This window comes from Microbacterium sp. K41 (assembly GCF_004794395.1).
In the GTDB taxonomy this organism is placed as follows: domain Bacteria; phylum Actinomycetota; class Actinomycetes; order Actinomycetales; family Microbacteriaceae; genus Microbacterium; species Microbacterium sufflavum.
This window is the reverse complement of the sequence record NZ_SSDO01000328.1, coordinates 55,772-81,024: the sequence shown is the minus strand read 5'-3', so window position 1 is coordinate 81,024 and position 25,253 is coordinate 55,772. Positions and strand designations below refer to the sequence as shown.

General features: G+C 70.1%; 27 protein-coding genes and 2 tRNA genes. 15 read left to right on the top strand and 14 right to left on the bottom strand.

The annotated features are described in order from the left end of the window. From DW309_RS09850 to ligA, 3 genes are all read left to right on the top strand, one after another. The coding region (locus DW309_RS09850; RefSeq protein ID WP_136045267.1) for an aminotransferase class V-fold PLP-dependent enzyme at positions 1-403 on the top strand (403 nt) is incomplete at its 5' end. A gap of 9 nt (positions 404-412) precedes the next feature. Further along, positions 413-1,510, top strand: a complete 1,098-nt coding sequence (gene mnmA, locus DW309_RS09845; RefSeq protein ID WP_136045266.1) for a tRNA 2-thiouridine(34) synthase MnmA — start codon at positions 413-415, stop codon at positions 1,508-1,510. A gap of 38 nt (positions 1,511-1,548) precedes the next feature. Further along, positions 1,549-3,864 carry an NAD-dependent DNA ligase LigA gene (gene ligA, locus DW309_RS09840; protein ID WP_136045265.1) on the top strand — a complete coding sequence of 772 codons (2,316 nt, stop codon included), beginning with the start codon at positions 1,549-1,551 and terminating at the stop codon, positions 3,862-3,864. Between the two features lie 15 nt (positions 3,865-3,879). Here the strand turns inward: ligA and DW309_RS09835 are convergent, their stop codons facing one another. From DW309_RS09835 to DW309_RS09825, 3 genes are read right to left on the bottom strand one after another with little or no spacing between them, the layout of a single operon-like run. Further along, positions 3,880-4,341 carry a GNAT family N-acetyltransferase gene (locus tag DW309_RS09835; RefSeq protein ID WP_168387237.1) on the bottom strand — a complete coding sequence of 154 codons (462 nt, stop codon included), beginning with the start codon at positions 4,339-4,341 and terminating at the stop codon, positions 3,880-3,882. Between the two features lie 2 nt (positions 4,342-4,343). Beyond that, a complete protein-coding gene (locus tag DW309_RS09830) occupies positions 4,344-6,197 on the bottom strand; it encodes a DEAD/DEAH box helicase (RefSeq protein WP_372490593.1) in 1,854 nt (617 codons plus the stop codon). Between the two features lie 46 nt (positions 6,198-6,243). Further along, positions 6,244-7,944, bottom strand: coding sequence for a long-chain-fatty-acid--CoA ligase (locus tag DW309_RS09825; RefSeq protein ID WP_136037386.1), 1,701 nt, complete (start codon positions 7,942-7,944; stop codon positions 6,244-6,246). A 64-nt stretch (positions 7,945-8,008) separates the two neighbouring features. On the opposite strand from DW309_RS09825, the gene gatC reads away from it, so the two are divergent. From gatC to DW309_RS09795, 6 genes are read left to right on the top strand one after another with little or no spacing between them, the layout of a single operon-like run. Beyond that, complete coding sequence (gene gatC, locus DW309_RS09820; RefSeq protein WP_136031845.1) at positions 8,009-8,308, top strand: Asp-tRNA(Asn)/Glu-tRNA(Gln) amidotransferase subunit GatC; 300 nt, start codon at positions 8,009-8,011, stop codon at positions 8,306-8,308. After that, the gene (gene gatA / locus DW309_RS09815) at positions 8,305-9,822 is read left to right on the top strand and encodes an Asp-tRNA(Asn)/Glu-tRNA(Gln) amidotransferase subunit GatA (protein WP_136045263.1); all 1,518 of its coding nucleotides are present in this window, start codon (positions 8,305-8,307) and stop codon (positions 9,820-9,822) included. Before gatC ends, gatA begins: the two co-directional genes overlap by 4 nt. Beyond that, positions 9,822-11,339, top strand: coding sequence for an Asp-tRNA(Asn)/Glu-tRNA(Gln) amidotransferase subunit GatB (gene gatB / locus DW309_RS09810; RefSeq protein WP_136045262.1), 1,518 nt, complete (start codon positions 9,822-9,824; stop codon positions 11,337-11,339). Before gatA ends, gatB begins: the two co-directional genes overlap by 1 nt. Positions 11,340-11,386: 47 nt before the next feature. Continuing rightward, entirely contained in the window at positions 11,387-12,646 is a 1,260-nt protein-coding gene (locus tag DW309_RS09805) for a DNA polymerase IV (protein ID WP_136037383.1), read from the top strand. Between the two features lie 38 nt (positions 12,647-12,684). Further along, positions 12,685-13,002, top strand: a complete 318-nt coding sequence (locus tag DW309_RS09800; RefSeq protein ID WP_136031854.1) for a hypothetical protein — start codon at positions 12,685-12,687, stop codon at positions 13,000-13,002. Next, on the top strand, positions 12,986-13,567 hold the full coding sequence (locus DW309_RS09795) for a nucleoside/nucleotide kinase family protein (RefSeq protein WP_136045261.1): 582 nt from the start codon (positions 12,986-12,988) through the stop codon (positions 13,565-13,567). Before DW309_RS09800 ends, DW309_RS09795 begins: the two co-directional genes overlap by 17 nt. 16 nt (positions 13,568-13,583) lie before the next feature. On the opposite strand, the gene DW309_RS09790 is transcribed toward DW309_RS09795, so the two are convergent. The 6 genes from DW309_RS09790 to orn all read right to left on the bottom strand — a co-directional run bounded on the left by DW309_RS09790 (position 13,584) and on the right by orn (position 16,190). Continuing rightward, positions 13,584-14,066, bottom strand: a complete 483-nt coding sequence (locus DW309_RS09790; RefSeq protein WP_136037382.1) for a DUF2017 family protein — start codon at positions 14,064-14,066, stop codon at positions 13,584-13,586. After that, positions 14,063-14,353, bottom strand: coding sequence for an ATP-dependent Clp protease adapter ClpS (gene clpS, locus DW309_RS09785; protein WP_136031860.1), 291 nt, complete (start codon positions 14,351-14,353; stop codon positions 14,063-14,065). Before clpS ends, DW309_RS09790 begins: the two co-directional genes overlap by 4 nt. A 2-nt stretch (positions 14,354-14,355) precedes the next feature. Next, a complete protein-coding gene (locus DW309_RS09780; protein WP_136045260.1) occupies positions 14,356-14,703 on the bottom strand; it encodes a metallopeptidase family protein in 348 nt (115 codons plus the stop codon). A 33-nt stretch (positions 14,704-14,736) separates the two neighbouring features. Continuing rightward, positions 14,737-15,366, bottom strand: coding sequence for a LysE family transporter (locus DW309_RS09775; protein WP_136045259.1), 630 nt, complete (start codon positions 15,364-15,366; stop codon positions 14,737-14,739). Between the two features lie 88 nt (positions 15,367-15,454). Beyond that, positions 15,455-15,527: transfer RNA gene (locus DW309_RS09770), tRNA-His, on the bottom strand. Positions 15,528-15,563: 36 nt separating this feature from the next. Continuing rightward, positions 15,564-16,190: an oligoribonuclease gene (orn, locus tag DW309_RS09765; RefSeq protein WP_136045258.1), complete on the bottom strand. Its 627-nt coding sequence runs from the start codon at positions 16,188-16,190 to the stop codon at positions 15,564-15,566. A gap of 61 nt (positions 16,191-16,251) precedes the next feature. On the opposite strand from orn, the gene DW309_RS09760 reads away from it, so the two are divergent. Further along, a tRNA-Arg gene (locus tag DW309_RS09760) sits at positions 16,252-16,324 on the top strand. Positions 16,325-16,348: 24 nt separating this feature from the next. Here DW309_RS09760 and DW309_RS09755 read toward each other — a convergent pair. Continuing rightward, positions 16,349-16,618: a hypothetical protein gene (locus tag DW309_RS09755; RefSeq protein ID WP_136031867.1), complete on the bottom strand. Its 270-nt coding sequence runs from the start codon at positions 16,616-16,618 to the stop codon at positions 16,349-16,351. Positions 16,619-16,823: 205 nt separating this feature from the next. On the opposite strand from DW309_RS09755, the gene DW309_RS09750 reads away from it, so the two are divergent. The 4 genes from DW309_RS09750 to DW309_RS09735 all read left to right on the top strand — a co-directional run bounded on the left by DW309_RS09750 (position 16,824) and on the right by DW309_RS09735 (position 20,224). Next, positions 16,824-17,402, top strand: coding sequence for a single-stranded DNA-binding protein (locus DW309_RS09750; RefSeq protein WP_136045257.1), 579 nt, complete (start codon positions 16,824-16,826; stop codon positions 17,400-17,402). A 73-nt stretch (positions 17,403-17,475) separates the two neighbouring features. Next, a complete protein-coding gene (locus tag DW309_RS20025) occupies positions 17,476-17,970 on the top strand; it encodes a DUF6993 domain-containing protein (RefSeq protein ID WP_240744576.1) in 495 nt (164 codons plus the stop codon). 81 nt (positions 17,971-18,051) lie between these two features. After that, positions 18,052-19,731, top strand: a complete 1,680-nt coding sequence (ettA, locus tag DW309_RS09740) for an energy-dependent translational throttle protein EttA (protein WP_136031871.1) — start codon at positions 18,052-18,054, stop codon at positions 19,729-19,731. A gap of 4 nt (positions 19,732-19,735) precedes the next feature. Then, entirely contained in the window at positions 19,736-20,224 is a 489-nt protein-coding gene (locus DW309_RS09735) for an acyl-CoA thioesterase (protein ID WP_136037378.1), read from the top strand. Positions 20,225-20,260: 36 nt separating this feature from the next. On the opposite strand, the gene DW309_RS09730 is transcribed toward DW309_RS09735, so the two are convergent. Beyond that, positions 20,261-21,151 carry an acyl-CoA thioesterase gene (locus DW309_RS09730; RefSeq protein WP_136031876.1) on the bottom strand — a complete coding sequence of 297 codons (891 nt, stop codon included), beginning with the start codon at positions 21,149-21,151 and terminating at the stop codon, positions 20,261-20,263. Positions 21,152-21,202: 51 nt separating this feature from the next. Here DW309_RS09730 and DW309_RS09725 point away from each other — a divergent pair, with 51 nt between their 5' ends. Further along, the gene (locus tag DW309_RS09725; protein WP_136031878.1) at positions 21,203-21,868 is read left to right on the top strand and encodes a DUF8185 domain-containing protein; all 666 of its coding nucleotides are present in this window, start codon (positions 21,203-21,205) and stop codon (positions 21,866-21,868) included. Positions 21,869-22,018: 150 nt separating this feature from the next. On the opposite strand, the gene DW309_RS09720 is transcribed toward DW309_RS09725, so the two are convergent. Genes DW309_RS09720 through DW309_RS09710 form a run of 3 tightly spaced genes read right to left on the bottom strand, consistent with a single transcriptional unit; the run spans position 22,019 to position 25,202 of the window. Beyond that, positions 22,019-23,686 carry an FAD-binding dehydrogenase gene (locus tag DW309_RS09720; protein WP_136045256.1) on the bottom strand — a complete coding sequence of 556 codons (1,668 nt, stop codon included), beginning with the start codon at positions 23,684-23,686 and terminating at the stop codon, positions 22,019-22,021. After that, positions 23,683-24,132, bottom strand: a complete 450-nt coding sequence (locus DW309_RS09715; protein WP_136037375.1) for a globin — start codon at positions 24,130-24,132, stop codon at positions 23,683-23,685. The genes DW309_RS09720 and DW309_RS09715 overlap by 4 nt, the downstream gene beginning before the upstream one ends. Beyond that, positions 24,129-25,202: a mechanosensitive ion channel family protein gene (locus DW309_RS09710; protein ID WP_136037374.1), complete on the bottom strand. Its 1,074-nt coding sequence runs from the start codon at positions 25,200-25,202 to the stop codon at positions 24,129-24,131. The genes DW309_RS09715 and DW309_RS09710 overlap by 4 nt, the downstream gene beginning before the upstream one ends. Positions 25,203-25,253: the final 51 nt, after the last annotated feature.

Here is a 25,253-nt window from a genome sequence, read left to right as displayed (position 1 = left end):
CGAGAGCGAGCGCGAGGAGGAGGCGCGTCGGCTGCGTGCTCTGCGCGACCGCCTCGTCGAGGGCGTTCGCGCGCGGGTGCCCGCCGCCGAGCTCCTGGGCGACCCGCACGTGCGGTTGCCGGGCAATGCGCAGCTGCTGTTCCCGGGGGCCGTGGGGGAGAGCCTGATCTTCCTCCTCGACGTCGCCGGGGTATCGGTGTCCACCGGCTCGGCCTGTCAGGCGGGGGTCGCGGAGCCCTCCCACGTGGTGATGGCGATGGGCCGGTCGGAGCGAGACGCCCGCAGCGTGCTGCGCTTCTCTCTGGGGCGCACCTCCCGCGATGATGACGTGGACGCCGTGCTGTCGGTGATCGCGGACGCGTATGCGCGTGCGTCCGGCGCCGGCTCAGCTGCGCGCTCGTAGACTGGACCCATGCGTATCCTTGCGGCGATGAGCGGCGGCGTCGACTCCGCCGTCGCCGCGGCGAGGGCGGTCGAGGCCGGGCATGACGTCGTCGGCGTGCACCTCGCCCTGTCCCGCGCGGGCGGGACGCTGCGCACGGGCAGCCGCGGCTGCTGCACGATCGAGGACGCGCTCGATGCGCGCCGCGCCGCCGACCTGCTCGGGATCCCCTTCTACGTGTGGGACTTCTCGGAGCGGTTCCGTGACGACGTGATCGACGACTTCATCGCCGAGTACCGCGCCGGGCGCACCCCGAACCCCTGTATGCGCTGCAACGAGAAGATCAAGTTCGCCGCGCTCCTGGAACGGGCGATCGAGCTGGGCTTCGACGCCGTCTGCACGGGGCACTACGCCACCCTGATCGAGGGGCCGGACGGCCGGGAGCTGCACCGGGCATCCGACAACGCCAAGGACCAGTCGTACGTGCTCGGTGTGCTCACCGCCGAGCAGCTCGCGCACACCTACTTCCCGCTCGGCACGACGCCCTCCAAAGCGGTCGTGCGCGCTGAGGCGGCAGCCAGGGGCCTGACCGTCGCCCAGAAGCCCGACAGCCACGACATCTGCTTCATCCCGGACGGCGACACGCGCGGGTGGCTGGCGGAGAAGGTCGGTGCGGAGGCCGGGGAGATCGTCGACCGCAGCGGCGCGGTGGTCGGCGAGCACGAGGGCGCGCACGCCTTCACGGTGGGGCAGCGGCGAGGGCTCAAGCTCGGGGTGCCGGCCGCGGACGGCAAGCCCCGGTTCGTGCTGGAGGTCCGGCCGGTGTCCAACACCGTGGTCGTCGGGCCGAAGGAGGCGCTCGCGATCGCCGAGATCGCGGGGGAGCGGTTCAGCTGGGCCGGCGCGGCGCCCGTGGAGTCGTCCTTCGCATGCGACGTGCAGATCCGCGCGCACGCCGACCCCGTTCCCGCCACGGCCACCGTGACCGCGGACGGCGTCCGTGTGGCTCCGGAGGTTCCGCTCGACGGCGTCGCACCGGGGCAGACCGCGGTGTTGTACGTCGGCACGCGCGTGCTGGGCCAGTTCACGATCGACACCACGGTCTCGGCGGTTCCGGTCGGCGTCTGATCCCGGCGGATGTCGGCGGCCGCTCCTAGACTGAGCAGGTGGCGGAGAACATCTCACTGGAAGACGCTCGGATCGAGGCCGAGGAGCTGACGACCCGCATCCTCGAGGCCAAAGACGCCTACTACGGACGCGACACCTCGCTCGTCGACGACGCGACCTACGACGGGTGGATGCGGCGTCTGGAAGAGCTGGAGCGCCTGCACCCCGAACTGCAGGGCCAGGACTCGCCGACGCAGATGGTGGGAGCGGCGGAGGCCACCGGTCTCGCCACGATCGAGCACGCCGAGCGCATGCTCAGCCTCGACAACGTGTTCTCCGTCGACGAGCTGCGGGAGTGGGCGGCCAAGACCCGCGCGGCGGCCGGTCGTGACGTCGACTGGCTCACCGAGCTCAAGATCGACGGACTCGCGATCAACCTCCGCTACGAGAACGGGGTGCTCACCTCCGCCGCCACACGCGGTGACGGCCGGGTGGGCGAGATCGTGACGGAGAACGCGCTCCGTCTGCCAGAGATCCCGCAGCGACTGCGTGGTGAGGGGCATCCGCCGATCGTCGAGGTCCGCGGCGAGGTGTTCATCCCGGTCGCGGCTTTCGAACGGCTCAACGCCGCGCAGGCCGCCTTCCGCGAGCGCGCCTACGCCGACGCGCTCGCCCGGTGGGAGGCACGCGGCGGCGTGAAGAAGCCGTTCGACGAGGAGAAGGCGCGCACGGCTGCGGCACGTCGGTTCCCCGCGTTCGCGAATCCGCGCAACGCCGCCAGCGGTGGTCTGCGCCAGCAGATCGACAAGAAGGACGGGCTCGAACTGGAGGCGGGGCTCCTGCGGATCGAGTCGCTCGCGCTGTACGTGCACGGCATCGGCGCCTGGGCACAGCCGCCGGTGGCCGCGCAGAGCCAGGTGTACGACCTGCTGGCCGAATGGGGCCTGCCGACGAGCCCGCACACGCGGGTGTGCCGCAGCATCGATGAGGTCGTCGACTTCGTGGAGTACTACGGCGAGCACCGGCACGACATCGAGCACGAGCTCGACGGGATCGTGGTGAAGGTCGACGAGCTGGAGCTGCATGACGAGCTCGGCGCGACCAGCCGGGCACCCCGGTGGGCGATCGCCTACAAGTACCCGCCGGAGGAGGTGCAGACGACGCTCCTCGACATCGTGGTGTCGGTCGGACGCACGGGCCGGGCGACCCCGTTCGCGGTGATGGCGCCCGCGCACGTCGCGGGGTCGGTCGTGCGTCAGGCCACGCTGCACAATAAGGACGTCGTGAAGGCCAAGGGCGTGCTCATCGGCGACACCGTGGTGCTGCGCAAGGCCGGTGACGTGATCCCCGAGGTGCTCGGGCCGGTCGTGGAGAAGCGGGACGGCACCGAGCGCGAGTTCGTGATGCCTGCCGACTGTCCGGAGTGCGGAACACCGCTGCGGCCGATGAAAGAGGGCGACATCGACCTGCGCTGCCCGAACGCGCGCTCGTGTCCCGCACAGGTTCGCGGGCGTGTCGAGCACATCGGGTCGCGCGGCGCGCTCGACGTCGAGGCGCTGGGCGAGGTCACGGCCGCGGCCCTCACGCAGCCGACGTCACCCGCCGTGCCGCCGCTGGAGACGGAGGCCGGGCTGTTCGCGCTGACGCTCGACCAGCTCGTGCCGATCGAGGTCGTGGTCCGGGATGCCGAGACCGGGCTGCCGCGTGAGGACGAGGACGGCCTCGTGAAGACGAGGGCGCCGTTCCGCCGGAACCCGACGGCGGCCGAGAGGAAGGCGGGGCGCGAGGGCCCCCAGCCCTCCTCGCAGGCGCTCACGCTCCTCGCCGAGCTCGAGAAGGCCAAGACGAAAGACCTGTGGCGACTCCTCGTCGCGCTGAACATCCGTCACGTGGGCCCGGTGGCGGCTCGAGCCCTCGCGCAGTGGTTCGGTTCGCTGGACGCGATCCGGGCGGCCTCCCGGGAGGAGCTCGCCGCGGTCGAGGGCGTCGGCGGGATCATCGCCGACTCGCTGCTCGCATGGTTCGAGGTCGACTGGCACCAGGAGATCGTGCGGCGCTGGAGCGAGGCGGGGGTGCAGTGGGCGACGCCGGGGCACGCGGGGCCCGGGGCTGCGGTCGCCGAGGGCGGAGTGCTCGACGGGCTCACGGTCGTCGCGACGGGTTCGCTCGACGGCTACACGCGCGAGGGAGCGCAGGAGGCGATCATCAAGGCGGGGGGCAAGGCCGCGTCGAGCGTGTCGAAGAAGACCGACTTCGTCGCGGCAGGTCCGGGCGCCGGCTCCAAGCTCGCGAAGGCCGAGGAACTGGGCATCCGCATCCTCGACGCTGCACAGTTCCACCTGCTGGTGACCGAGGGACCCGACGCCCTCGGCTGAACGGGTGCCCGCGGGTCAGGTGTCCGTGGGAGGCAGGAACTGCAGCAGCCGAGGGGAGTCGGCGAAGCCGAGCCCGCGGTACAGCGTCACGGCCTCCTCGCTCGAGTGCACGGTGACGCGTGCTGCGCCGAGGGACACCGCGTGAGCGCACGCCGCCGCAACCAGTGCTCGCCCGGTCCCGCGCCCGCGGTGCTCCGGCAGCACGAACACGCTCTGCACGTCGGCCGAGACCCGGTGCGCGGCCCCGGGGCGCGGCACCCGGGGGAGCATCGCGACCCAGGCGACCCCGACGGGCTCGCCGTCGTCCGCCCTCGCTACGAACGCCGAGTGCGTGTCCTCGTGGAGGCTCCACCAGGCGGCGAGCTCCGCCGTGAACTCGTCGAACGACCGTCCCGCCGTCAGCTCGTCCGGCACGTCCTGCCACTTGAGCAGCGCGAGCCCCGCGACGTCTCGGCGGTCCGCACGGTCGATACGCACGATCAGCTCTTGTGACGGGGCTTCCGGAACGGCTTGTCCTCGCGGGGACCGCGGGGTCCGCGATCGTCACGGTCATGGCGGTCACCGCGATAGCCGCGGCCCGCGCCGTCGTCGTTCCCGCGGTCGCGCGCAGCTCCCCGGCGTGCCCCGGGGCCACGGTCGGGCGCGATCTCGATCAGCCGCCCGGAGATGCGGGTGTCGCGGAGCTTCTCGAGGACGGCGGGGTCGAGGTTGGCCGGCAGCTCCACGATCGAGAAGTCGGGGCGGATGTTGATGGCGCCGAAGTCGTCGCGACCGAGGCCGCCCTCGTTCGCGAGCGCGCCGACGATCTGCCGCGGCTCCACGCGGTGCCGTCGTCCGACCTCGATGCGGTACGCCGCATAGTCGCCACGGCCCCGGCGTTCCCTGGGCTCACGCGTCTCCCGTGCGTCCCGCGGTGCGCGCTCACGCGGCGGACGGTTGTCGGCGGCCACGGCTCGGGCGAGCGGGTCGTCCGCGGGGTCGAGGAGGAGCGGTCGCTCACCCTGCGCGACCACGGCGAGAGCCGCGGCGACATCGCTCTCCGGCACGTCGTGGTGGCGCACATAGTGGGCGATGATGTCGCGGAACGCGTCGATGCGGGCGGTCTCGGACAGCGCGGTCGTGATGGCGTCGTCGAAGCGCGCGAGGCGCGTGGTGTTGACGTCCTCCGTGGTCGGCAGCTGCATCTGCGTCGGCGTCTGACGCGTGGCCTTCTCGATGTGCTTGAGCAGGTAGCGCTCGCGCGGGGTGATGAAGCTGATCGCGTCGCCGGTCCGCCCGGCGCGCCCGGTCCGGCCGATGCGGTGCACGTACGACTCGGTGTCGGTGGGGATGTCGAAGTTGATGACGTGGCTGATGCGCTCCACGTCGAGACCGCGCGCGGCGACGTCGGTCGCGACCAGGATGTCGAGCTTGCCGTCCTTGAGCTGGTTGACACTGCGCTCGCGCTGCACCTGGGGCACGTCGCCGTTGATCGCGGCGGCGGAGTAGCCGCGAGCGCGGAGCTTCTCCGCGAGCGTCTCGGTCTCGTTCTTGGTGCGGACGAAGACGATCATCCCGTCGAAGTTCTCCACCTCGAGGATGCGCGTGAGGGCGTCCACCTTCTGCGCGTACGACACCACGAGGTACCGCTGGGTGATGTTCGTGTTGGTCGCGGTCTTGGACTTGACCGTGATCTCCTCCGGGTCGCGGAGGTACTGCTGCGCGAGGCGTCGGATCTGGGCGGGCATCGTGGCGGAGAACAGCGCGACCTGCTTCTCCTCCGGCGTCTGGGCGAGGATCTGCTCGACATCCTCCGCGAAGCCCATCTTCAGCATCTCGTCCGCCTCGTCGAGCACCAGGTACTGCAGCTCCGAGAGGTCGAGCGTGCCCTTGGCGAGGTGGTCCATGATGCGACCGGGGGTTCCGACGACCACGTGCACACCGCGGCGCAGCGCCGACAGCTGCACGCCGTACCCCTGACCGCCGTACACGGGCAGCACGTGGACGCCCTTCATGCGTGAGGCGTACGACTCGAACGCCTCACACACCTGCAGCGCGAGCTCGCGCGTGGGGGCGAGCACGAGGGCCTGCGGGGTCTTCTGTGCGGTGTCGAGGCGCTCCAGCACGGGGAGCGCGAAGGCCGCGGTCTTGCCGGTGCCGGTCTGCGCCATGCCCACCACGTCGCGGCCCGACAGCAGGGTCGGGATCGTCGCGGCCTGGATCGGGGAGGGGGTCTCGTAGCCGAGGTCTCGGATGGCCTTGAGGACGGGCCCGGTGATGCCGAGCTCCTCGAATCCGGGGGTTGCGGGGGACTCGTCGGGGGCGTCGGTGGGCACTGCGTCTTCAGGGGTCACTTCCCAAGGGTAGCGCGCGCCGGCCGCCACCACCTGTGCAGACGGCTCAGGCGCCGGTGGTGAGCGCGAGCAGCTTCTCCTTGACCTGGCGACGCAGGACCTTGCCGATGAGCGACTTCGGCAGCTCGTCGACCACGAACACGCGGCGCGGCACCTTGTACGGGGTGAGGATGCTGCGGGCGTACGCGCGGATCGCTTCGACGTCGACGTCGGCTCCGCCGTCGACGACGATCGCGGCGACGACCTCCTCGCCCGAGTGCTCGCTGGGCAGTCCGACGACGGCGGCGTCCACGACCGACGGGTGCTGCCGCAGCGCGTTCTCGACCTCGGTGGGGGCGACGTTGAAGCCGCCGGTGATGATCAGCTCCTTGATGCGGTCGACGATGCGGACGAAGCCGGCCTCGTCGATCGTGACGATGTCTCCCGTGCGGTACCAGCCGTCGACGAACACGGCGTCGGTCTCCTCCGGCTTGCCGTAGTAGCCGGAGAACACCTGCGGGCCGCGGACGACGAGCTCGCCCGCCGACCCCGCCGGTACGTCCTGCGTCGGGTCCTCAGGGTCGACCACGCGGCACTCCGTTCCGGGGAGGGGGAGGCCGACGGTGCCCGGCACGCGGTTGTCGGCCACGGGGTTCGCCATCAGCACGGGCGAGCACTCGCTCAGCCCGTAGCCCTCGACGAGGTACCCGTGGGTCGCGGCCTCGAAGGGGACGACCAGCTCGTGCGGCAGGGCCATCGCCCCGGAGATCGCGACCTCGATGCCGTCCAGGGAGACGCCCTTCGCCTGCGCGGCCGCGAGCAGCCGGTCGGCGATCGGGGGCACGAGCGGGAGGAAGGTCGCGGGGTGCTTCTTGACGACATCGAGCACGAGGTCGGGGTCGAACTTGGGGAACAGCACGAGCCGCGCCCCCATCGACATCGCGAACGTGAGGCACAGCGTCAGCCCGTAGGCGTGGAACATCGGCAGCACGGCGTACACCACGCAGCCCTTGCCGCGCTGGATCGACGGCACCCATGCCTGCGCCTGCGCCGCGTTCGCCAGCAGGTTGCGGTGCGTCAGCGCGGCGCCCTTCGGAGTTCCGGTGGTGCCCGAGGTGTACTGGATGATCGCGAGGTCGTCCGTGTTCGGTCGGGGATGCGATGCCGGAAGCGGGTCGGAGGCCACGAGCGAGTCCCACACCACGGTTCCGCGCACGCGCTCGGTCAGCGCTGCCCTGGACTCGCGCGCCTTCGCGACGGGCAGCCGCAGAGCGAAGCGGGTGAGGGCGGGCATCGCGCGCGTCACGTCGACGGAGACGAGGTTCGTCACGGCGAGGTCGGCGGGGAAGTCCTGCACGGTGGCGACGACCTTGTTCCACACGATCGCGTGCTTGGCGCCGTGATCCTCGAACTGCTTCCGCAGCTCGCGCGGCGTGTAGAGCGGGTTGTGCTCGACGACGACGGCGCCCAGACGCAGCACGGCGTAGAAGGCGATGATGTGCTGTGGGCAGTTCGGCAGCACGATCGCGACCGGGTCGCCCGCACGCACGCCGAGGTCGCGGAGTCCGGTGGCGGCCCGGTCGATCGCATCTTGCAGTCGGGCGTACGTGGTCTCGCGGCCGAAGAACTGCAGCGCGGGAGCGTCGGGGTAGTCGCGGGCGGACGCGGCGACGATGTCGACGAGGGAACCGGTGACGGGGGCGAGATCCTCGGGGACGCCGTCGGCGTAGCTGGCGATCCACGGGCGAGGAGGCTGGAACGTGCTCACGCGCCCAGCTTATGCGCGCCGCGACGCGCCGAGCGGGCGACGGCACCCCAACTAGACTGGGGTCGTGTCTGAAATCACCCCTGATCTTGTGCGCCATCTCGGCGTGCTCGCGCGCATCCAGCTGAACGACGACGAGGTGACGCGGCTCACGGGCCAGCTCGACGCCATCGTCGACAACATCGCCAAGGTGTCGGAGGTGGCCACGGCCGACGTCGCCGCCACGAGCCACCCGATCCCCTTGAGCAACGTCTTCCGTCCAGACGTCGTCGGGCAGACGCTCACGCACGAGCAGGTGCTGCAAAACGCCCCCGACGCCGCCGACGGCCGCTTCCGGGTGACCGCGATCCTGGGAGAAGAGCAGTGAGCGACATCATCCGGCTGACCGCGGCGGAACTCGCCGACAAGCTCGCGGCGCGTGAGGTCTCCAGCGTCGAGGCCACCCAGGCGCACCTGGACCGTATCGCCGCGGTCGACGGCGACGTGCACGCGTTCCTCCACATCAACGAGCACGCGCTCGACGCGGCCGCTGCCGTCGACGCACGCCGTGCGGCAGGGGAGGAGCTCGGCCCGATCGCGGGGGTCCCGCTCGCCATCAAGGATGTCCTGGTCACCACCGACCAGCCGACCACCAGCGGGTCGCGCATCCTCGAGGGCTACCGGTCGCCGTACGACGCGACCGTCGTCGCCCGCTCGCGCGCGGCCGGTCTCATCCCGCTCGGCAAGACGAACATGGACGAGTTCGCCATGGGCTCGTCGACGGAGCACTCCGCGTACGGCCCGACGCGGAACCCCTGGGATCTCGACCGGATCCCCGGTGGATCCGGCGGCGGTTCGGCCGCCGCCGTGGCCGCGTTCGAGGCCCCGCTCGCGCTCGGCTCGGACACGGGCGGCTCGATCCGTCAGCCTGCTCACGTGACCGGCACGGTCGGGGTGAAGCCCACGTACGGCGGAGTCAGCCGCTACGGCGCGATCGCCCTCGCGTCGAGCCTCGACCAGGTCGGCCCGGTCACCCGCACGGTGCTCGACGCCGGTCTGCTGCACGATGCGATCGGCGGCCACGACTCGAAGGACTCGACGTCGCTCGACGAGCGGTGGCCGTCGTTCGCCGCTGCAGCGCGTGAAGGTGCGAGCGGGGACGGCCTCAGAGGTCTCCGCGTCGGTGTCATCCGTGAGCTTCCCGACAGCGGCTTCCAGCCGGGGGTCGCCGCGTCGTTCCGCAGCGCCCTCGCGCTCCTGGAGGCTCAGGGCGCCGAGATCGTCGAGATCGACGCGCCGCACTTCGAGTACGGCGTCGCCGCGTACTACCTGATCCTCCCGGCGGAGGCGTCCAGCAACCTGGCGAAGTTCGACTCGGTCCGCTTCGGTCTGCGCGTGACGCCGGAGGGCAACCCCACGGTCGAGGACGTCATGTCCGCCACGCGCGACGCCGGATTCGGCGACGAGGTGAAGCGACGCATCATCCTCGGCACCTACGCGCTGTCCGCGGGCTACTACGACGCGTACTACGGCAGCGCCCAGAAGGTCCGCACGCTCATCCAGCAGGACTTCGCCGCCGCCTTCGGCCAGGTCGACGTGATCGCCACGCCTTCGGCGCCGACCACGGCGTTCAAGCTCGGCGAGAAGATCGACGATCCGCTGCAGATGTATCTCAACGACATCACCACGATCCCCGCGAACCTCGCGGGTGTGCCCGGCATCTCGATCCCGAGCGGCCTGTCCGACGACGACGGCCTGCCCGTGGGCATCCAGTTCCTGGCTCCGGCCAGGGAGGATGCCCGTCTCTACCGCGTGGGAGCGGCGCTGGAGACGCTCCTCGTCGACTCGTGGGGGGCACCGCTCCTCACCCGCGCACCGCAGCTCGCAGGAGGGAACCGCTGATGGCCGCCGCAGCCAAGCTGATGGACTTCGACAGGGCTCTCGAGCTGTTCGAGCCTGTGCTCGGGTTCGAGGTGCACGTCGAGCTCAACACGAACACCAAGATGTTCTCCGACGCGCCGAACCCGGCGAACGAGGCGTATCACGCCGCCGAGCCCAACACGCTCATCGCCCCGGTCGACCTCGGTCTGCCCGGGTCGCTGCCGGTCGTGAACGAGACGGCCGTGCGCTCGTCGATCAGCCTCGGACTCGCACTGGGCTGCTCGATCGCGGAGTCGAGCCGGTTCGCGCGAAAGAACTACTTCTACCCCGACCTCGGCAAGAACTACCAGATCTCGCAGTACGACGAGCCGATCGCGTTCGAGGGGTCGGTCGAGGTGGAGCTCGAAGACGGCACCACGGTGACCATCCCGATCGAGCGCGCGCACATGGAGGAGGACGCGGGCAAGCTCACCCACATGGGCGGCGCGACCGGACGCATCCAGGGCGCGGAGTACTCGCTGGTCGACTACAACCGCGCAGGGGTGCCGCTGGTGGAGATCGTCACCAAGACGATCTTCGGCACCGAGCACCGGGCGCCGGAGGTGGCGAAGGCGTACGTGGCGGCGATCCGCGACATCGTGCGCGGTCTGGGCATCTCGGAGGCCCGGCTGGAGCGGGGCAACCTGCGCTGCGACGCCAACGTGTCGCTGCGTCCGCGGGGGCAGGAGAAGCTCGGCACGCGTACCGAGACGAAGAACGTCAACTCGATGCGCTCCGTGGAACGCGCCGTCCGGTACGAGATCCAGCGCCAGGCGCAGATCCTCGCCGACGGCGGCACGATCATCCAGGAGACCCGCCACTGGCACGAGGACACCGGCACCACCTCGCCGGGCCGTCCGAAGTCCGACGCGGACGACTACCGGTACTTCCCCGAGCCGGACCTCCTCCCGGTGCAGCCCGCCCCGGAGCTGATCGAGGAGCTGCGCGCGGCACTGCCCGAGCAGCCCGTCGCCCGGCGCCGCCGGCTCATGGCCGAGTGGGGTTTCACGCCGCTCGAGTTCCAGGACGTCCGCAACGGCGGCCTGCTCGAGGCCGTCGAGGCGACGATCGCGGCGGGCGCGTCGCCGGCGACCGCGCGCAAGTGGTGGACGGGTGAGATCAGCCGCCTGGCGAACGCGCAGGAGAAGGACGCTACGGAACTAATCACCCCGGAGAACGTCGCAGCGTTGCAGAAGCTCGTCGACGAGGGGACCCTCACCGACAAGCTCGCCCGCCAGGTGCTCGAGGGCGTCATCGCCGGCGAGGGCAGTCCGCAGCAGGTGGTCGATGCCCGGGGCCTGGCCGTGGTGTCCGACGACGGCGCGCTCGTCGCGGCGATCGATGAGGCCCTCGCCGCACAGCCCGACGTGATGGCGAAGATCCAGGACGGCAAGGTGCAGGCCGCCGGTGCGATCATCGGTGCGGTCATGAAGGCCATGAAGGGTCAGGCCGACGCCGCACGCGTGCGCGAGCTCATCCTCGAGCGCGCTGCCCAGTAGCCGTCTCTCCCGGGCCTCGTGTCCGGGGCCCGGGAGAGAATGGATGCATGGGACACGGTGACGGCAGAGGGCGCATGGTGTCCGCGGCCGATGCCGACGACACCGGAACCCGCATCCTGCATGTCGACATGGACGCGTTCTACGCCGCGGTCGAGGTGCTCGACGATCCGAGTCTGCGGGGCCTGCCCCTCATCATCGGCTCGCCGGACGGTCGTTCCGTCGTCTCCAGTGCCTCGTACGAGGCGCGGCGCTACGGCGTGCGGTCCGCGATGCCCGTCTCGCAGGCTCTCCGCCTGTGCCCGACGGCCAGGGTGGTACCGCCGCACTTCCCCCGCTATCAGGCGGTCTCGCGCCAGGTGATGGCGATCTTCGAGTCGTTCACCCCGCTGGTGGAGCCCCTGTCCGTCGATGAGGCGTTCCTCGATGTGCAGGGCGTGCGTCGGCTGTGGGGGAGCCCGGCGAGGATCGCCGCGCAGATCCGGGAGCGCGTCTCGGCGGAGGTCGGCATCACGTGCTCTGTGGGCGTGGCCGAGACGAAGCACGTCGCCAAGATGGCGTCGACGATCGCGAAACCCGACGGCATGCTCGTGGTATCGGCCGCGGAGACGCTCGACTTCCTGGCCCCGCGGTCGGTGCGCGCGTTGTGGGGTGTGGGGCCGAAGGCGGCGGAGGCGCTGGAGGCGCGAGGCATCCGTACGATCGGCGACATCAGGGCGACCACGGCCGACATGCTCGACCGTGCAGTGGGCCCGGCGCTGAGTGCGCGGCTGGCGCAGCTCTCGTGGGGCCGGGATGCGCGGGCGGTGGACACCGAGCGCGTGGAGAAGAGTATCGGACACGAGGAGACGTTCGACGTCGATGTCGACGACCGCGCGTTCCTGCGTGCGGAGCTGTTGCGGCTGGCCGATCGCGTGGGCGCGCGGTTGCGTCGTGCCGGGTGGGAGACGTCGACCGTGTCGATCAAGATCCGCTTCGCCGACTTCCGCACGGTCACCCGGTCGCAGACCCTGAGCGACCCGACCGCCGTGAGCCAGCGCATCGGGGAAGCGGCGCAGAGTCTGTTCGAGCAGATCGATCGGCGCGATCCGATCCGTCTGGTCGGCGTGCGGGCCGAGAGACTGCAGCCGGCGGGCGGCTCCGCCCTGGCGCTCTGGGACGACGACGAGGACTGGCGCCGCGTGGAGGGGGCGGTGGACGAGGCGATCGCCCGCTTCGGGACGGCGACGATCAGCCGCGCGCGTCACATCGGTCGCGGCGAGGGTCGCGGGGCCGCGCGGCATCCGAAAGACCACGGCATCGCGGATTGAGGGGCGCGCACGCGGGCGGGGTCGGCTACCGTGGGAGCATGCCGAACATTGCACTGGAACTCGGGAAGCAGGTCGCGTCCTTCGGCGTGAAGAGCGCGTACGGTGAGCCGCAGGATGTCGACGGCGTGAGCGTGACGCCGGTCGCATTCACCTACTCCGGTTTCGGGGGCGGCAGCGGCGACGGTGCCGAGGGCGGCGGCGGGGGCGGTGTCTCGATTCCCGTCGGCGTCTACGTGCGCCGCGAGGAGGGGCTCCGCTTCGAGCCGAACATCGTGACGCTGCTCGTCGTGGCGGTGCCCTTCGTGTGGGTCACCGGTCGTGCCCTCACGCGCATCATCCGTGCCCTCAAGAAGTGACGATCCCGTCGCGGCGGCGCTTCGCCAGGCCGCGGCACTGATCGCGCAGGACATCCGCGGCCTCGCTGCGGCGAACCCGATGGTGGTCATCGACGGCGGGAGCGGTGCTGGCAAGACCTCGCTGGCGGAGCTGCTCGCGCGGAACTGGCCGCTCGTCGGACGGGTGCAGGTCATCGCCCTCGACTCGCTGTACCCGGGCTGGGACGGCCTGGAGTCCGGCGTGGAGCGAGCGGTGGACGGAATCCTGCGGCCGCACGGGCGGGGCCTGCTCGGCTCCTGGCGTCGGTGGGACTGGGAGCAGAACACGGAGGCGGAGAGTCATGCCGTCGACCCATCGCTCGGTGTGATCGTCGAAGGCAGCGGCATCCTCCGTCCGTCGACGGCCGACCTCGCCGATGTCCGCATCTGGGTGGAGGCGGGGGAGGAGTCGCGAAAGGCGCGCGCGCTCGCGAGGGACGGCGACACGTACCGACCGCACTGGGAGCGGTGGGCGGCGCAGGAGCGTCAGCACCTCCTGCAGCACCACCCGCGCGAGCTGGCGACGCGCATCGTCACGGTGCCGTGACCGCCGGTATCCGGTCTCAGGCCCCGATGTCGTCGGCCGCTTCGATGAGCAGTTCGAGCCGGTAGCCGAGCCAGTCGTACACGGCCATCGCCTCACCACCCGCGACGGGCTCCTCCACGGTGAGGCCGAGCCGCGTCGCGATCACCAGACGGATGGCGGTGAGGGTGCGCAGCCAGGCGTCGATGTCGCTTCGCCGGATCGTCACCTCCCGGGGCTCGCGGGCCTGTTCCGGCGTGAGCGGCGCCTCCGGGTCGAAGGCGGAGAGCGCCGACCGCACGGTGCGCGCATCCAGGACACGCCGGTCGGTCACGTCATCGCGAGTGGCCGCTGCGAACGCGGCGGCGGCCCCCTCGTCGTCGGGATAGGGGTTGGGCGTCAGCCGGGCGATCGCGGGGTCATTCGGATCCTGCTCGGCGATGAGGGCGAGGAAGTCGTCGACGATCCGCAGGAGCTGGGCGCCCTCGATGGCGGCGACGGTGAGGATGAGGGGGGCGGTCATGCGGATGCCTTCCGCACGGTCGCCCAGAGCCCGTAGTCGTGCATCGCCTGCGCGTGGACCTCCATCGTCTCGCGCGGCCCTGTCGCCACGATCGCGTGGCCCTCGTTGTGCACGGCGAGCATGAGTGCGGTGGCGTGCTCCTCGGTGTAGCCGAAGTAGGTGCGGAAGACACGGACCACGTAGCTCATGAGGTTCACCGGGTCGTTCCAGACGACGACCTGCCAGGGCTCGAGCGGTGCGGCGGACAGATCCGTGCTCTCGTCGAGATCGGGGAGTGCCGTGCTCATCGTCACGCCCACCCCAGCTCGTGCAGGTGCGCATCGTCGATGCCGTGGAAGTGCGCGATCTCGTGCACGAGCGTCGTGTGGATCTCGTCGCGCAGTTCATCGAGGGTCTCGCACTGGGCGAGGTGCGGCTCGCGGTAGACGATGATCCGATCCGGGAGTTCGCCCATGCCGTACTGTGTGCGTTCCGTCAGTGCGAGACCGTCGTACACCCCCAGCAGGTCGAGACTGCCGTCCTCGGGGCGGTCCTCGACCACGAACACGACGTTGTCGAGGCGGTCCACCATGTCGTCGGGCAGCAGGTCCAGCTCCTCGATCACGAGGGCCTCGAATGCGCCGGCGTCCATGTCCATCCAGACCAGCCTAGGGGCCATTCGGGACACCGGTCAGTGCAGCAGGACCAGCAGCGCTGCCACGAGGATGAACAGGCCGCCGAAGACGGCGTTGAGGATGCGCTCCCCGCGCGGCGAGGCCGTCAGGCGGCGGAAGGGCCGGGCCGCCACCGCGAAGAACCCCCACATCACCAGCACGTCGACCACGACGACCGTCGCGATCAGCGCGAGGTATTGGGGAAGCTGTGGCTGGTCGAGCCGGATGAACTGAGGGATGAACGCGAGGAAGAAGACGATCGCCTTGGGGTTGAGCAGGTTGACCCAGAAGCCCCGGCGCATCATCGACCAATGGCTCTCGTGCGCCGGTGCGGGGATGGGCGCGTCGTCGAGCGGTGGTGTCGGGCGGCTGAGGATGAGGCGGAGGCCGAGGAAGACGAGGTAGGCGGCGCCCGCGTAGCGGATGAGGGTGAACAGCACCTCGGAGCGGGAGACGAGCAGACCGACGCCCGCGGCGACGATCACGACGTGGACGATCAGAGCGATCTGCTGGCCGATGATGCCCCAGATGGAGCGCCGCCAGCCCTGCGACAGGGAGTTCGACATCGTGTTGATCGCGCCGGCGCCGGGCGTGAAGCTGATCACCACCGACGCGGTGAGGAGCGAGAACCAGACCGCCAGTGACACGGCTCCAGTCTAGAGCCGCACGGCAGCGTCGATCCGCGCCCTGAGACGGAAGAAGCCCGGTTCCGAGGAACCGGGCTTCTTCTCTCCGGGTGAGTAACGGGGCTTGAACCCGCGACCTCCTGGACCACAACCAGGCGCTCTACCAACTGAGCTATACCCACCATGCGCCCGCCTGCGCGGGCAACCCTACGAGTCTATTACATGTTCGAGGTGAACTCCGACACGGTGCGCGTCGCGATCTCCTTGGCGTCGTCGCTCGACGGACCCGGCTCGTCGACGAACACGGCCTCCCGGTAGTAGCGGAGCTCACGGATGGACTCGAGGATGTCGGCGAGGGCCCGGTGTCCGCCGTCCTTGGCCGGGGCCTGGAAGAACACCCGGGGATACCAGCGCCGGGAGAGCTCCTTGATGCTCGACACATCCACGTTGCGGTAGTGCAGCCACTGGTCGACCCGCGGCATGTACTTGGCGAGGAACATGCGGTCGGTGCCGATCGTGTTGCCTGCGAGGGGTGCCTTGCGCTCGAGCGGGACGAAGCGACGGATGTAGGCGAGCGTCTGTTCCTCGGCCTCCGCGAGCGTGACGCCCCGCGGGATCTCCTCGATCAGCCCGGAGGTCTCGTGCATCTTCGTGACGAAGTCGTTCATGTGGGACAGCGCCTGATCGCTCGGCTTGATCACGACCTGGAATCCGGGGTCGAGGGGACGCAGCTCGAAGTCGGTGACGACGACCGCGATCTCGACGAGCTCATCCACGGAGAGATCGAGGCCCGTCATCTCGCAGTCGATCCAGACCAGGCGATCGTTCTCGGAGGCAGCTACCATGTCGTCATCCTATCGAGGGCACCGACATCGCCCGCCTGCCCGCGGTACGGTAGGACTGTCCGCCTCCGTAGCTCAGGGGATAGAGCAGGAGCCTTCTAATCTCTTGGTCGCAGGTTCGAATCCTGCCGGGGGCGCTTCCGATCGACGTAGCAACGGCATCAGCAGTGGCGAAGCGCGGCCACGGCATCATCGGCACGCCAGAACTCTCCGATCAGCCGGAAGCGGCCGGTCGCGAGGTGCAGCCGCTCCGCCCGGTAGCGCAGACCGAGCGGGTCCGGCACGATCCTCAGGTGACCGAGGACATACTCCCGCGAGTCCTGAACCCGCCACAGGTGGTCGGCGGCGCGGACGAGATGCTCCTTCTCCGAGGAGAGACGAGGTGCGGCGAAGGGCACCTCGGGGGCCGTGGCGGACGTTCGTTCAGACATCGATTTCTCCCTTCCTGCATCAACGCTAGGACGGGCCACCGACATTCGCGCCGCGCCGGGACACGCGTCTGACCGGGCTCTTCCTCCACGCTTCGTCGATGTCGGCGATGCGTCCCCACAGCGCGTGGATTCGTCAGTCGATGCTCCTGCCGTCACCGCAGGCTGGAGGCATCCGGAGAGGTTCCGGCGACAGAAGGAGAACAGCATGACCGAGATGATCACCGTCGTGGGGCGAGTGGCGACCGATCCGCATCAGGGGCACACCGGCGCGAGGGTGCCCGTCACCAACTTCCGGCTGGCGAGCACGCACCGCCGCTTCGAACCGACGACCCAGACCTGGGTCGACTCCGAGACCAACTGGTTCTCCGTGGCGGCGTTCCGGCAGCTCGGTCAGAACGCCAGGGCGTCGCTGCGGGTGGGCGACAGCATCGTCGTGACGGGCCGCCTGCGCATCCGGGCCTGGGAGAGCAATGGGAAGCAGGGCACGAGTGCCGACATCGAAGCCGACGCGATCGGGCACGACCTGCGGTGGGGGACGACCGCGTTCCGGCCGTCGCCGAGACGCTCTCCGGAGACCGTGGCGGAGGGGGAGAAGGATGGGGAACAGTCTCCCGGTGCCGACTCCGCGAGTGGAAGCGCGCGGACGACGGCGAGTGGCCGAACCGGAGACGATCTGGGTGACCTGTGGGGCATCGACGGTTCCGGGGACGGGGGTGCGGCGACGGACCAGGCGTTCCCCGACGGCTTCCTCGGAGCGGGAGCCAGGGTGTCGGCGGGGCAGTAGGGGCAGGCGCGCAGCGTCAGCCACGCACCGTCAGCACGCCGGGCTGTGGGTGTGGGCGACGTAGACTCGGCTCGTGCTCCGAACGGCCCCGTCACTCGCCCGCACCGCCCGCGCGTTCGTCGGAGCCGGTGCGATCCTCGTCCTCCTCGTCGGATGCACGGCCGCTGCCGGCGAGCATCCGACGCCGCCGAGCTCCCTGTCGCCCTCGCCCGCGGATACGGCGACGGCGTCGCCGGCACTGCAGCCCGAGGGCACCGCGGAAGACAATCTTCCGTATTTCCGGGCGATCGCGGAGGGTGTGTGGGCCTCGGAACAGCGGGCGGAGGGTCGGGCCTATATCGACGCGCTGGTGGCCGGGGGCTTCGATCGCACCGCCATGCAGGTCACGCCCGACCAGACCACCGTGGGCAACCCGGTGGAGAGCCTCCAGTTCTCGGTGCGCTGGGGAGAGGAGTCCTGCCTGGTGGGACAGGTCGGTCCCTCGACGGGACAGGTGGTGGCCGTCGTCATGCCCCAGCTCGCCGAGGGACGCTGCCTGGTCGGGACGACGCGTCCGATCGACTGGTGATGCTTCGATCACGAACCCTGCCGCCGACGGCCGGTAGGCTGGAGTGTCGATCTTCGACGCCAACAGAAGGAGCGGTTTTCGGTGGCTGAGTACATCTACTCGATGGTGCGTGCGCGCAAGGCGGTGGGCGAGAAGCTCATCCTCGACGACGTCACGATGGCGTTCCTTCCCGGAGCGAAGATCGGCATGGTCGGCCCCAACGGCGCCGGCAAGTCGACGATCCTGAAGATCATGGCCGGGCTCGACACGCCGTCCAACGGCGAGGCGAAGCTGTCGCCCGGCTATTCGGTCGGGATCCTCATGCAGGAGCCGGAGCTGGACGAGTCGAAGACCGTGCTGGAGAACATCCAGGACGGCATCGCGATCAAGGCGAAGCTCGACCGCTTCAATGAGATCTCGGCGCTGATGGCCGATCCCGATGCGGACTTCGATGCGCTGCTCGCCGAGATGGGCACCCTGCAGGAGGAGATCGACGCGGCCGACGGCTGGGACCTCGACTCCCAGCTCGAGCAGGCCATGGACGCACTGCGCACGCCCCCCGGCGACGCCGCGATCGCCCCCCTCTCCGGTGGAGAGAAGCGACGTGTCGCCCTCGCCAAGCTCCTGCTGCAGAAGCCGGATCTGCTGCTCCTCGACGAGCCGACCAACCACCTGGACGCGGAGAGTGTGCTGTGGCTCGAACAGCACCTGCAGTCGTACAAGGGCGCCGTCATCGCCATCACCCACGACCGGTACTTCCTCGACCACGTGGCCGAGTGGATCGCAGAGGTCGACCGCGGTCGGCTGATCGGCTACGAGGGCAACTACTCGACGTACCTGGAGAAGAAGGCCGAGCGTCTCGACATCCAGGGCAAGAAGGACGCGAAGCTCGCCAAGCGCCTCAAGGACGAGCTCGAATGGGTCCGTTCCAGTGCCAAGGGTCGCCAGACGAAGTCGAAGGCGCGACTCGCGCGCTACGAGGAGATGGCCGCGGAGGCGGAGCGGACGCGGAAGCTCGACTTCGAGGAGATCCAGATCCCCGCGGGGCCGCGCCTGGGCAACGTGGTGATCGAGGCGAAGAATCTGAAGAAGGGCTTCGACGGACGCTCGCTGATCGATGGCCTCAGCTTCAGCCTTCCGCCGAACGGAATCGTCGGCGTGATCGGTCCGAACGGCGTCGGCAAGACCACACTGTTCAAGACCATCGTCGGTCTCGAGCCCCTCGACGGCGGCGACCTGAAGATCGGCGAGACGGTCAAGATCAGTTACGTCGACCAGTCGCGCTCGTCGATCGACCCGAACAAGACGCTGTGGGAGGTCGTCTCCGACGGGCTCGACTTCATCACGGTCGGCAAGACGGAGATCCCCTCGCGGGCCTACGTGTCGAAGTTCGGCTTCAAGGGTCCTGACCAGCAGAAGAAGGCCGGTGTGCTCTCGGGCGGTGAGCGCAACCGCCTGAACCTCGCGCTCACGCTGAAGGAGGGCGGCAACCTGCTGCTCCTCGACGAGCCGACCAACGACCTCGACGTCGAGACGCTGAGCTCGCTGGAGAACGCCCTTCTCGAGTTCCCCGGCTGTGCCGTGGTCATCACCCACGACCGGTGGTTCCTCGACCGCATCGCGACGCACATCTTGGCGTACGAGGGCACCGACGAGAAGCCCGACCAGTGGTACTGGTTCGAGGGCAACTTCGAGGCCTACGAGCAGAACAAGATCGAGCGCCTCGGGCCCGACGCGGCCAAGCCGCACCGGTCGACCCACCGCAAGCTCACGCGCGACTGACCCGATGACTGCGCCTTCGCCGGGAACCCGCCTGCACATCCCGATCCACCTCCGCTGGGGGGATCTGGACGCGTTCAACCACGTCAACAACACCTCGATGCTCAAGCTGCTCGAGGAGGCGCGCGTCCGCGCGTTCTGGCGGGCGGGTCCCGGCGAGGAGGCGCCGTCCACGGCGGTGCTCGACTCCGGCATCGACGAGGGCATCCTGACGCTGATCGCCCGGCAGGAGATCGAGTACCTCGCGCCAGTGCCGTATCAGCGTCGACCGCTCGAGGTGCAGATGTGGTTCGGCAAGCTCGGCGGGTCCAGTGTCGAGGTCTGCTACGAGGTGCACAACGACCCGGCCGCGGAGCCGCGGGTGCTGTACGCGCGGTCGACAGCAGTGATCGTGCTCGTCGAGGCCGCGACGGGTCGCCCCACGCGACTCACCTCCGAGATGCGCGAGGCCTGGGAGCCGTACGTCGGCCCCTCCATCGAGTACGCGCACCGCTGACCTCGACGGCCGTGTGACCCGCGCCGAACGCTCGGATCAGGATGCCTCCGGCGGCACGCGGATCATGATCTCCTGCGCCACGCTCGCCACCAGCGAGCCGTCGCGCGTGTAGATCCGCCCGGTGGCCAGCCCGCGCCCGCCGCGCGCGTTCGGGGACTCCTGCGCGTACAGCAGCCACTCGTCGACGCGCGCGGGACGGTGCCACCACATCGCGTGATCGAGGCTCGCGACCTTGAGCCCCTGGTGTGCCCACGAGACCCCGTGCGCGCGCAGGATGGACTCCTGGATCGTCATGTCGCTGAGGTACGCCAGTGCCGCGCGATGCAGCCGCTGGTCGTCGGGGAGCGGAGCGCGCAGTCGCATCCAGACGGCCTGACGCGGGACCCGGGCATCGTCGTTGGGGAGGTACAGCGGCGACTCGACGTGACGGATGTCCGCGGCGCGATCGGTGAGCATCCGCCGCGCGCCCCCGGTGAGTCCGGGAACGCGATCCTCGTCGGGGGACAGCGTCTCCGGGTCGGGCACGCCCTCGGGCATGGGCTCCGCGTGCTCGACTCCCGGATCCGCATCCTGGAAGGACGCGATCATCGAGAAGATCGGCACCCCGTTCTGGTACGCCTGCGTGCGGCGCGTCGAGAATGAGCGGCCGTCATGGATGCGGTCGACGGCGATCGTGATGCCCTGACTCGCGTCACCGGGCCGCAGGAAATAGCCGTGCATCGAATGGACGGCGCGATCCTCCGGCAGTGTGCGCTCCGCCGCGAGGAGCGTCTGCGCCAGCACCTGGCCTCCGTAGATGCGGCCGCTCGGCATCGGGTGCGAGGAGCCCGTGAAGATGTCCTCGGTCGTCCGGGCCTGGGTGGCGTCGAGGTCGAGAACCTCGAGGAGTCGATCGACGGTCTGGATGGCGTGGTCGTCCGCGCTCATGGGTTCCTCTCCGCGACCGCAGGCGCCGCACCTCTTGGTAGTTTAGAACGCGTGCCGCCTACGCTCCTGCTCGCCGATCCCGACACGGCGAAGGATGTCCTGACGTTCGTGGGCCGCGCCGGTCGCGCGGGCGACGGGGGAGTACGACTTCAGGCCTCGCGCGGGGTCCTGGCGCTGACCACGGCCGTGCTCTCGCCGCAGACCCTGTTCGATCAGACCCCCACGATCCTCGCGATGCGTATCGTGCACGCGGACCCTGAGCTCGAATGCGACCTGGTCGTCGACAGCCTGTCGCCCGCCGACACCCCCGAACGCCTCATGCTGCCGGACACCGGCCTGTCGCCGTCCTGGGCCGGGGTATCCCCGCCGCGCCAGGGCTGGACCGTGGAGGCGTCGCTGGAGGCGTCCGTCGTCGCGCAGCGCGCACAGTGGGGGATCTCCGCCGTGGCGCGGGGGGCGGGCGCCGGCTCGGGCGAGGAAGCGGTTCGCGCGCTCCGAGCGGCCATCTGGGGCGAGCCCGACGACGATCTCGGCGGGCTGCCGCGCGGTGTGGCGTTCGCCGCGGACGCCATGGGCTTCATCTCGGGCGAGGAACAGGTCGGGGTGTCGCGCGCCGGTCGCTGGTCGCGGCTCGCCTTCCGTCGCGGGCATGTGCTGGCACGAGGCCCCGTGGCGTCCGGGCTCACGGGCGTGCGGGCCACCGGCACCCGGGCCTGACGGCGCTGCCACCACGGCGCGATGGGACGGGCGCCAGGGCCTGATGGCACGGCCGAAGCGCCGGCGTGACCCGAGGGGGAGAGCCACGCTCGTCGATCGACCGCGCCGGGGCGTATCCGAGGGTTTCGCCACGAGCCCTGTGGCGCGGGGTCAGTCCGCCGCCGCGGCGGCCGACCTTCCCGCCTGTCGCCCGGAGAACAGGCACCCGCCGAGGAACGTGCCCTCCAACGCCCGGTACCCGTGGACACCGCCACCGCCGAAGCCGCTCGCCTCGCCCGCGGCGAACAGGCCAGGGATCGGGATGCCCTGGGCGTCCAGCGCACGACCGTCGAGGTCGGTGTGGATGCCGCCCAGCGATTTGCGGGTGAGGACGTGCAGCTTGACCGCGATCAACGGGCCGGCGGCCGGGTCCTGCAGCCGGTGCGGCGCTGCCGTCCGGATGAGCTTGTCACCGCGGTAGCCGCGCATCGAGCGCAGCATGCCGATCTGGGCATCCTTGGTGAACTCGTTCTCGATCTCGCGGTCGCGCGCGACCACCTCGCGCCGCACGGTGTCGATGTCGAGCAGCTCGCCACCGTCATGCTGGCTCATCTGCTCCAACAGCGACTCCAGGTCGTTCTCGACGATGAAGTCCTGTCCCTCGTCGAGGAACGCCTGGACGGGGCCGGTCGGTCCCTTGGCGAGCCGCGACTTCAGCAGCAGCCCCACATCCTTGCCGGTGAGGTCGGGGTTCTGCTCGCTGCCGGACAGGGCGAACTCCTTCTCCACGATCTGCCGCGACGTGACGAACCAGGAGTGGTCGTGACCGGTGCGCCGGAGGTGCGCGAGCGTCCCGAGCGTGTCGAACCCGGGGAAGAGCGGCACGGGGAGGCGCGCGCCCGTCGCGTCGAGCCACAGGGACGAGGGGCCGGGGAGGATGCGGATGCCGTGCGCGGGCCACACCGGATCCCAGTTCGTGATCCCCTCCACGTAATGCCACATGCGGTCGCCGTTGATCAGGCGGGCGCCGGCGGCCGCGGTGACGGCCTGCATCGAGCCGTCGACATACGCCGGGACGCCGGAGAGCATGTGCGCCGGCGGCGTTCCCAGCCGTTCGGGCCACGCCGCACGAACGAGCTCGTGGTTGCCGCCGATCCCGCCGGACGACACGACGGTCGCCTCCGCCGTGATCTCGAACGCGCCGATCACCTCGCGGGAGGACGGCACTCCCCGTTCCGCACCGCTGGAGGCGAGGACGGAGCCGCGGGCGCCGGTGACACGTCCATCCGTGACGATGAGGCTCTCCACGCGGTGCCGCGCGAGCACGGTGAGACGACCGCTGCGCTCGCCCTCCTCGACGGCCGCGGCGAAGGGGGCGACGATCCCGGGGCCGGTGCCCCAGGTGATGTGGAATCGCGGCACCGAGTTGCCCGGTCCGATCGCGCCGTAGCCGCCGCGCTCCGCCCAGCCGACCACGGGGAAGAAGCCCACGCCGAGGCTGCGCAGCCATGAGCGCTTCTCCCCGGCGGCGAACTGCAGATACGCCTCGGCCCAGCGGCGCGGCCACTCGTCCTCCGGGCGGTCGAAGCCCGCGTTGCCGAACCAGTCCTGGGTGGCGAGCTCGAGCGAGTCCTTGATGCCGAATCGGCGCTGCTCGGGGGAGTCCACGAAGAAGAGTCCGCCGAACGACCACCACGCCTGGCCGCCGAGGTTCGTCCGCGGCTCCTGGTCGACGACGATGACCCGGCGCCCGGCCGCCAGTGCCTCGCGGGCGGCGACCAGTCCGGCCAGCCCCCAACCGATCACCAGGACGTCCGTGGTCGGGGGCTTCGTCGTCATGTGTTCTCCGTTGATTCCTGACGTGCGCGGGTCTCGAGCGTCGGGCGCCCGTGGGGAGTCGTGCCGATGCCGGACGGCTCGAATGTGTTCACCATGGCATAGGCGGCGCGCTCCAGGTAGTCCCAGAGCGTGGATTCGTGCAGCGGAGACAATCGAGCCTCGTCGACGGCGGTGCGCATGTGACGAAGCCAACGATCACGCGCGTCGGGGTCGATGTGGAACGGCATGTGACGCATGCGCAGGCGCGGGTGTCCGCGGGTCTCGCCGTACGTGGTCGGACCGCCCCAGTACTGTTCCAGGAACATCCGCAGGCGGTCCTCGGCGGGACCCAGATCCTCCTCGGGATACATCGGCTTGAGCACCGGATCGAGGGCGACCTCGCGGTAGAACACGGAGACGATCTTCCGGAACGTCTCTGCGCCCCCGACCTCGTCGTAGAACGTCATCTGTCGCCATTCCCCTCGGTCGACGGCTTCTTGCGGCGCCAGATGCCGCGGTCCGGGATGACCGGCACGCCCGTGACGGCGTTCGGCCGGGTCTTCGGCGGGTTCGCCCCGCGTACGCGCCGTGCGCCTTCGAGCCCCGTCGGCACGACATCGGACATGCGCGGTACCGCGATCGCCCTCTCCAGCAGAGCGGCCCGCAGCCGGCGCCGCAGCTCCTGTGCGACGTCGTCTCTGGCGTTCGCCCTGGTCTTGATCACGACGCGGACCACAAGGGCGTCGCCGTCGATGGATTCCAGGCCCCACAGCTCGGGCTTCTCGACGATGCGCGTCCGCCACTTGGGGTCCTTCGCGAGGCCCTGTGCCGTCTCGAGCATGATGTGCTCGACCTGGTCGAGGTCGGCGTCCGGCGCGACGCCGGTGTCGACGATCGCGCGCGCCCAGCCCTGCGACATGTTGCCGATGCGCGTGACCTCGCCGTTGCGGACGTACCAGAGCGTGCCGTTCACGTCGCGGACCTGGGTAATGCGCACGCTCACGTACTCGACCACGCCGCTCGCCAGACCAAGGTCGACCACGTCACCGATGCCGATCTGGTCCTCCGCGACGAGGAACATCCCGTTGAGCACATCTTTGACGATGTTCTGGGCGCCGAAACCGAGACCAGCACCCACGGCGGCGGTCAGCAGCGTGAGCGACCCGAGCAGGCTGGGACTGAGAGCGTTCACGACCAGCACGATCGCGATGACCACCAGCATCACGTTGACGATGTTCTGGAGGATCGTGCCCAGGGTCCTCGTGCGCTGGACCAGACGCATATCGGCGAGCGGAGAGCGTTCGAGCGCCTGGGTGTCGTCGACCGACGCCTTGTTCTTCGCGCTGTCCACGATCCGGTGCACGACGCGCCTGATCACGCCCCGCAGCACGAAAGCGATCACCACGCAGGAGGCGATGATGATCGCGACGACGAGCGCTTTGCCGCCGATGTGTCCGAGCAGGGTCAGCAGATCCTGGACCCAGTCGGGAAGCGGGGTGGGGGTGGGGTCTGGCGTGGTCTCGAGGGGGAGGATCATCGGTGCCGAGTTTACCGAGCGGGCCTCTGCCCCGGCTGGAAGCGCGGCGGC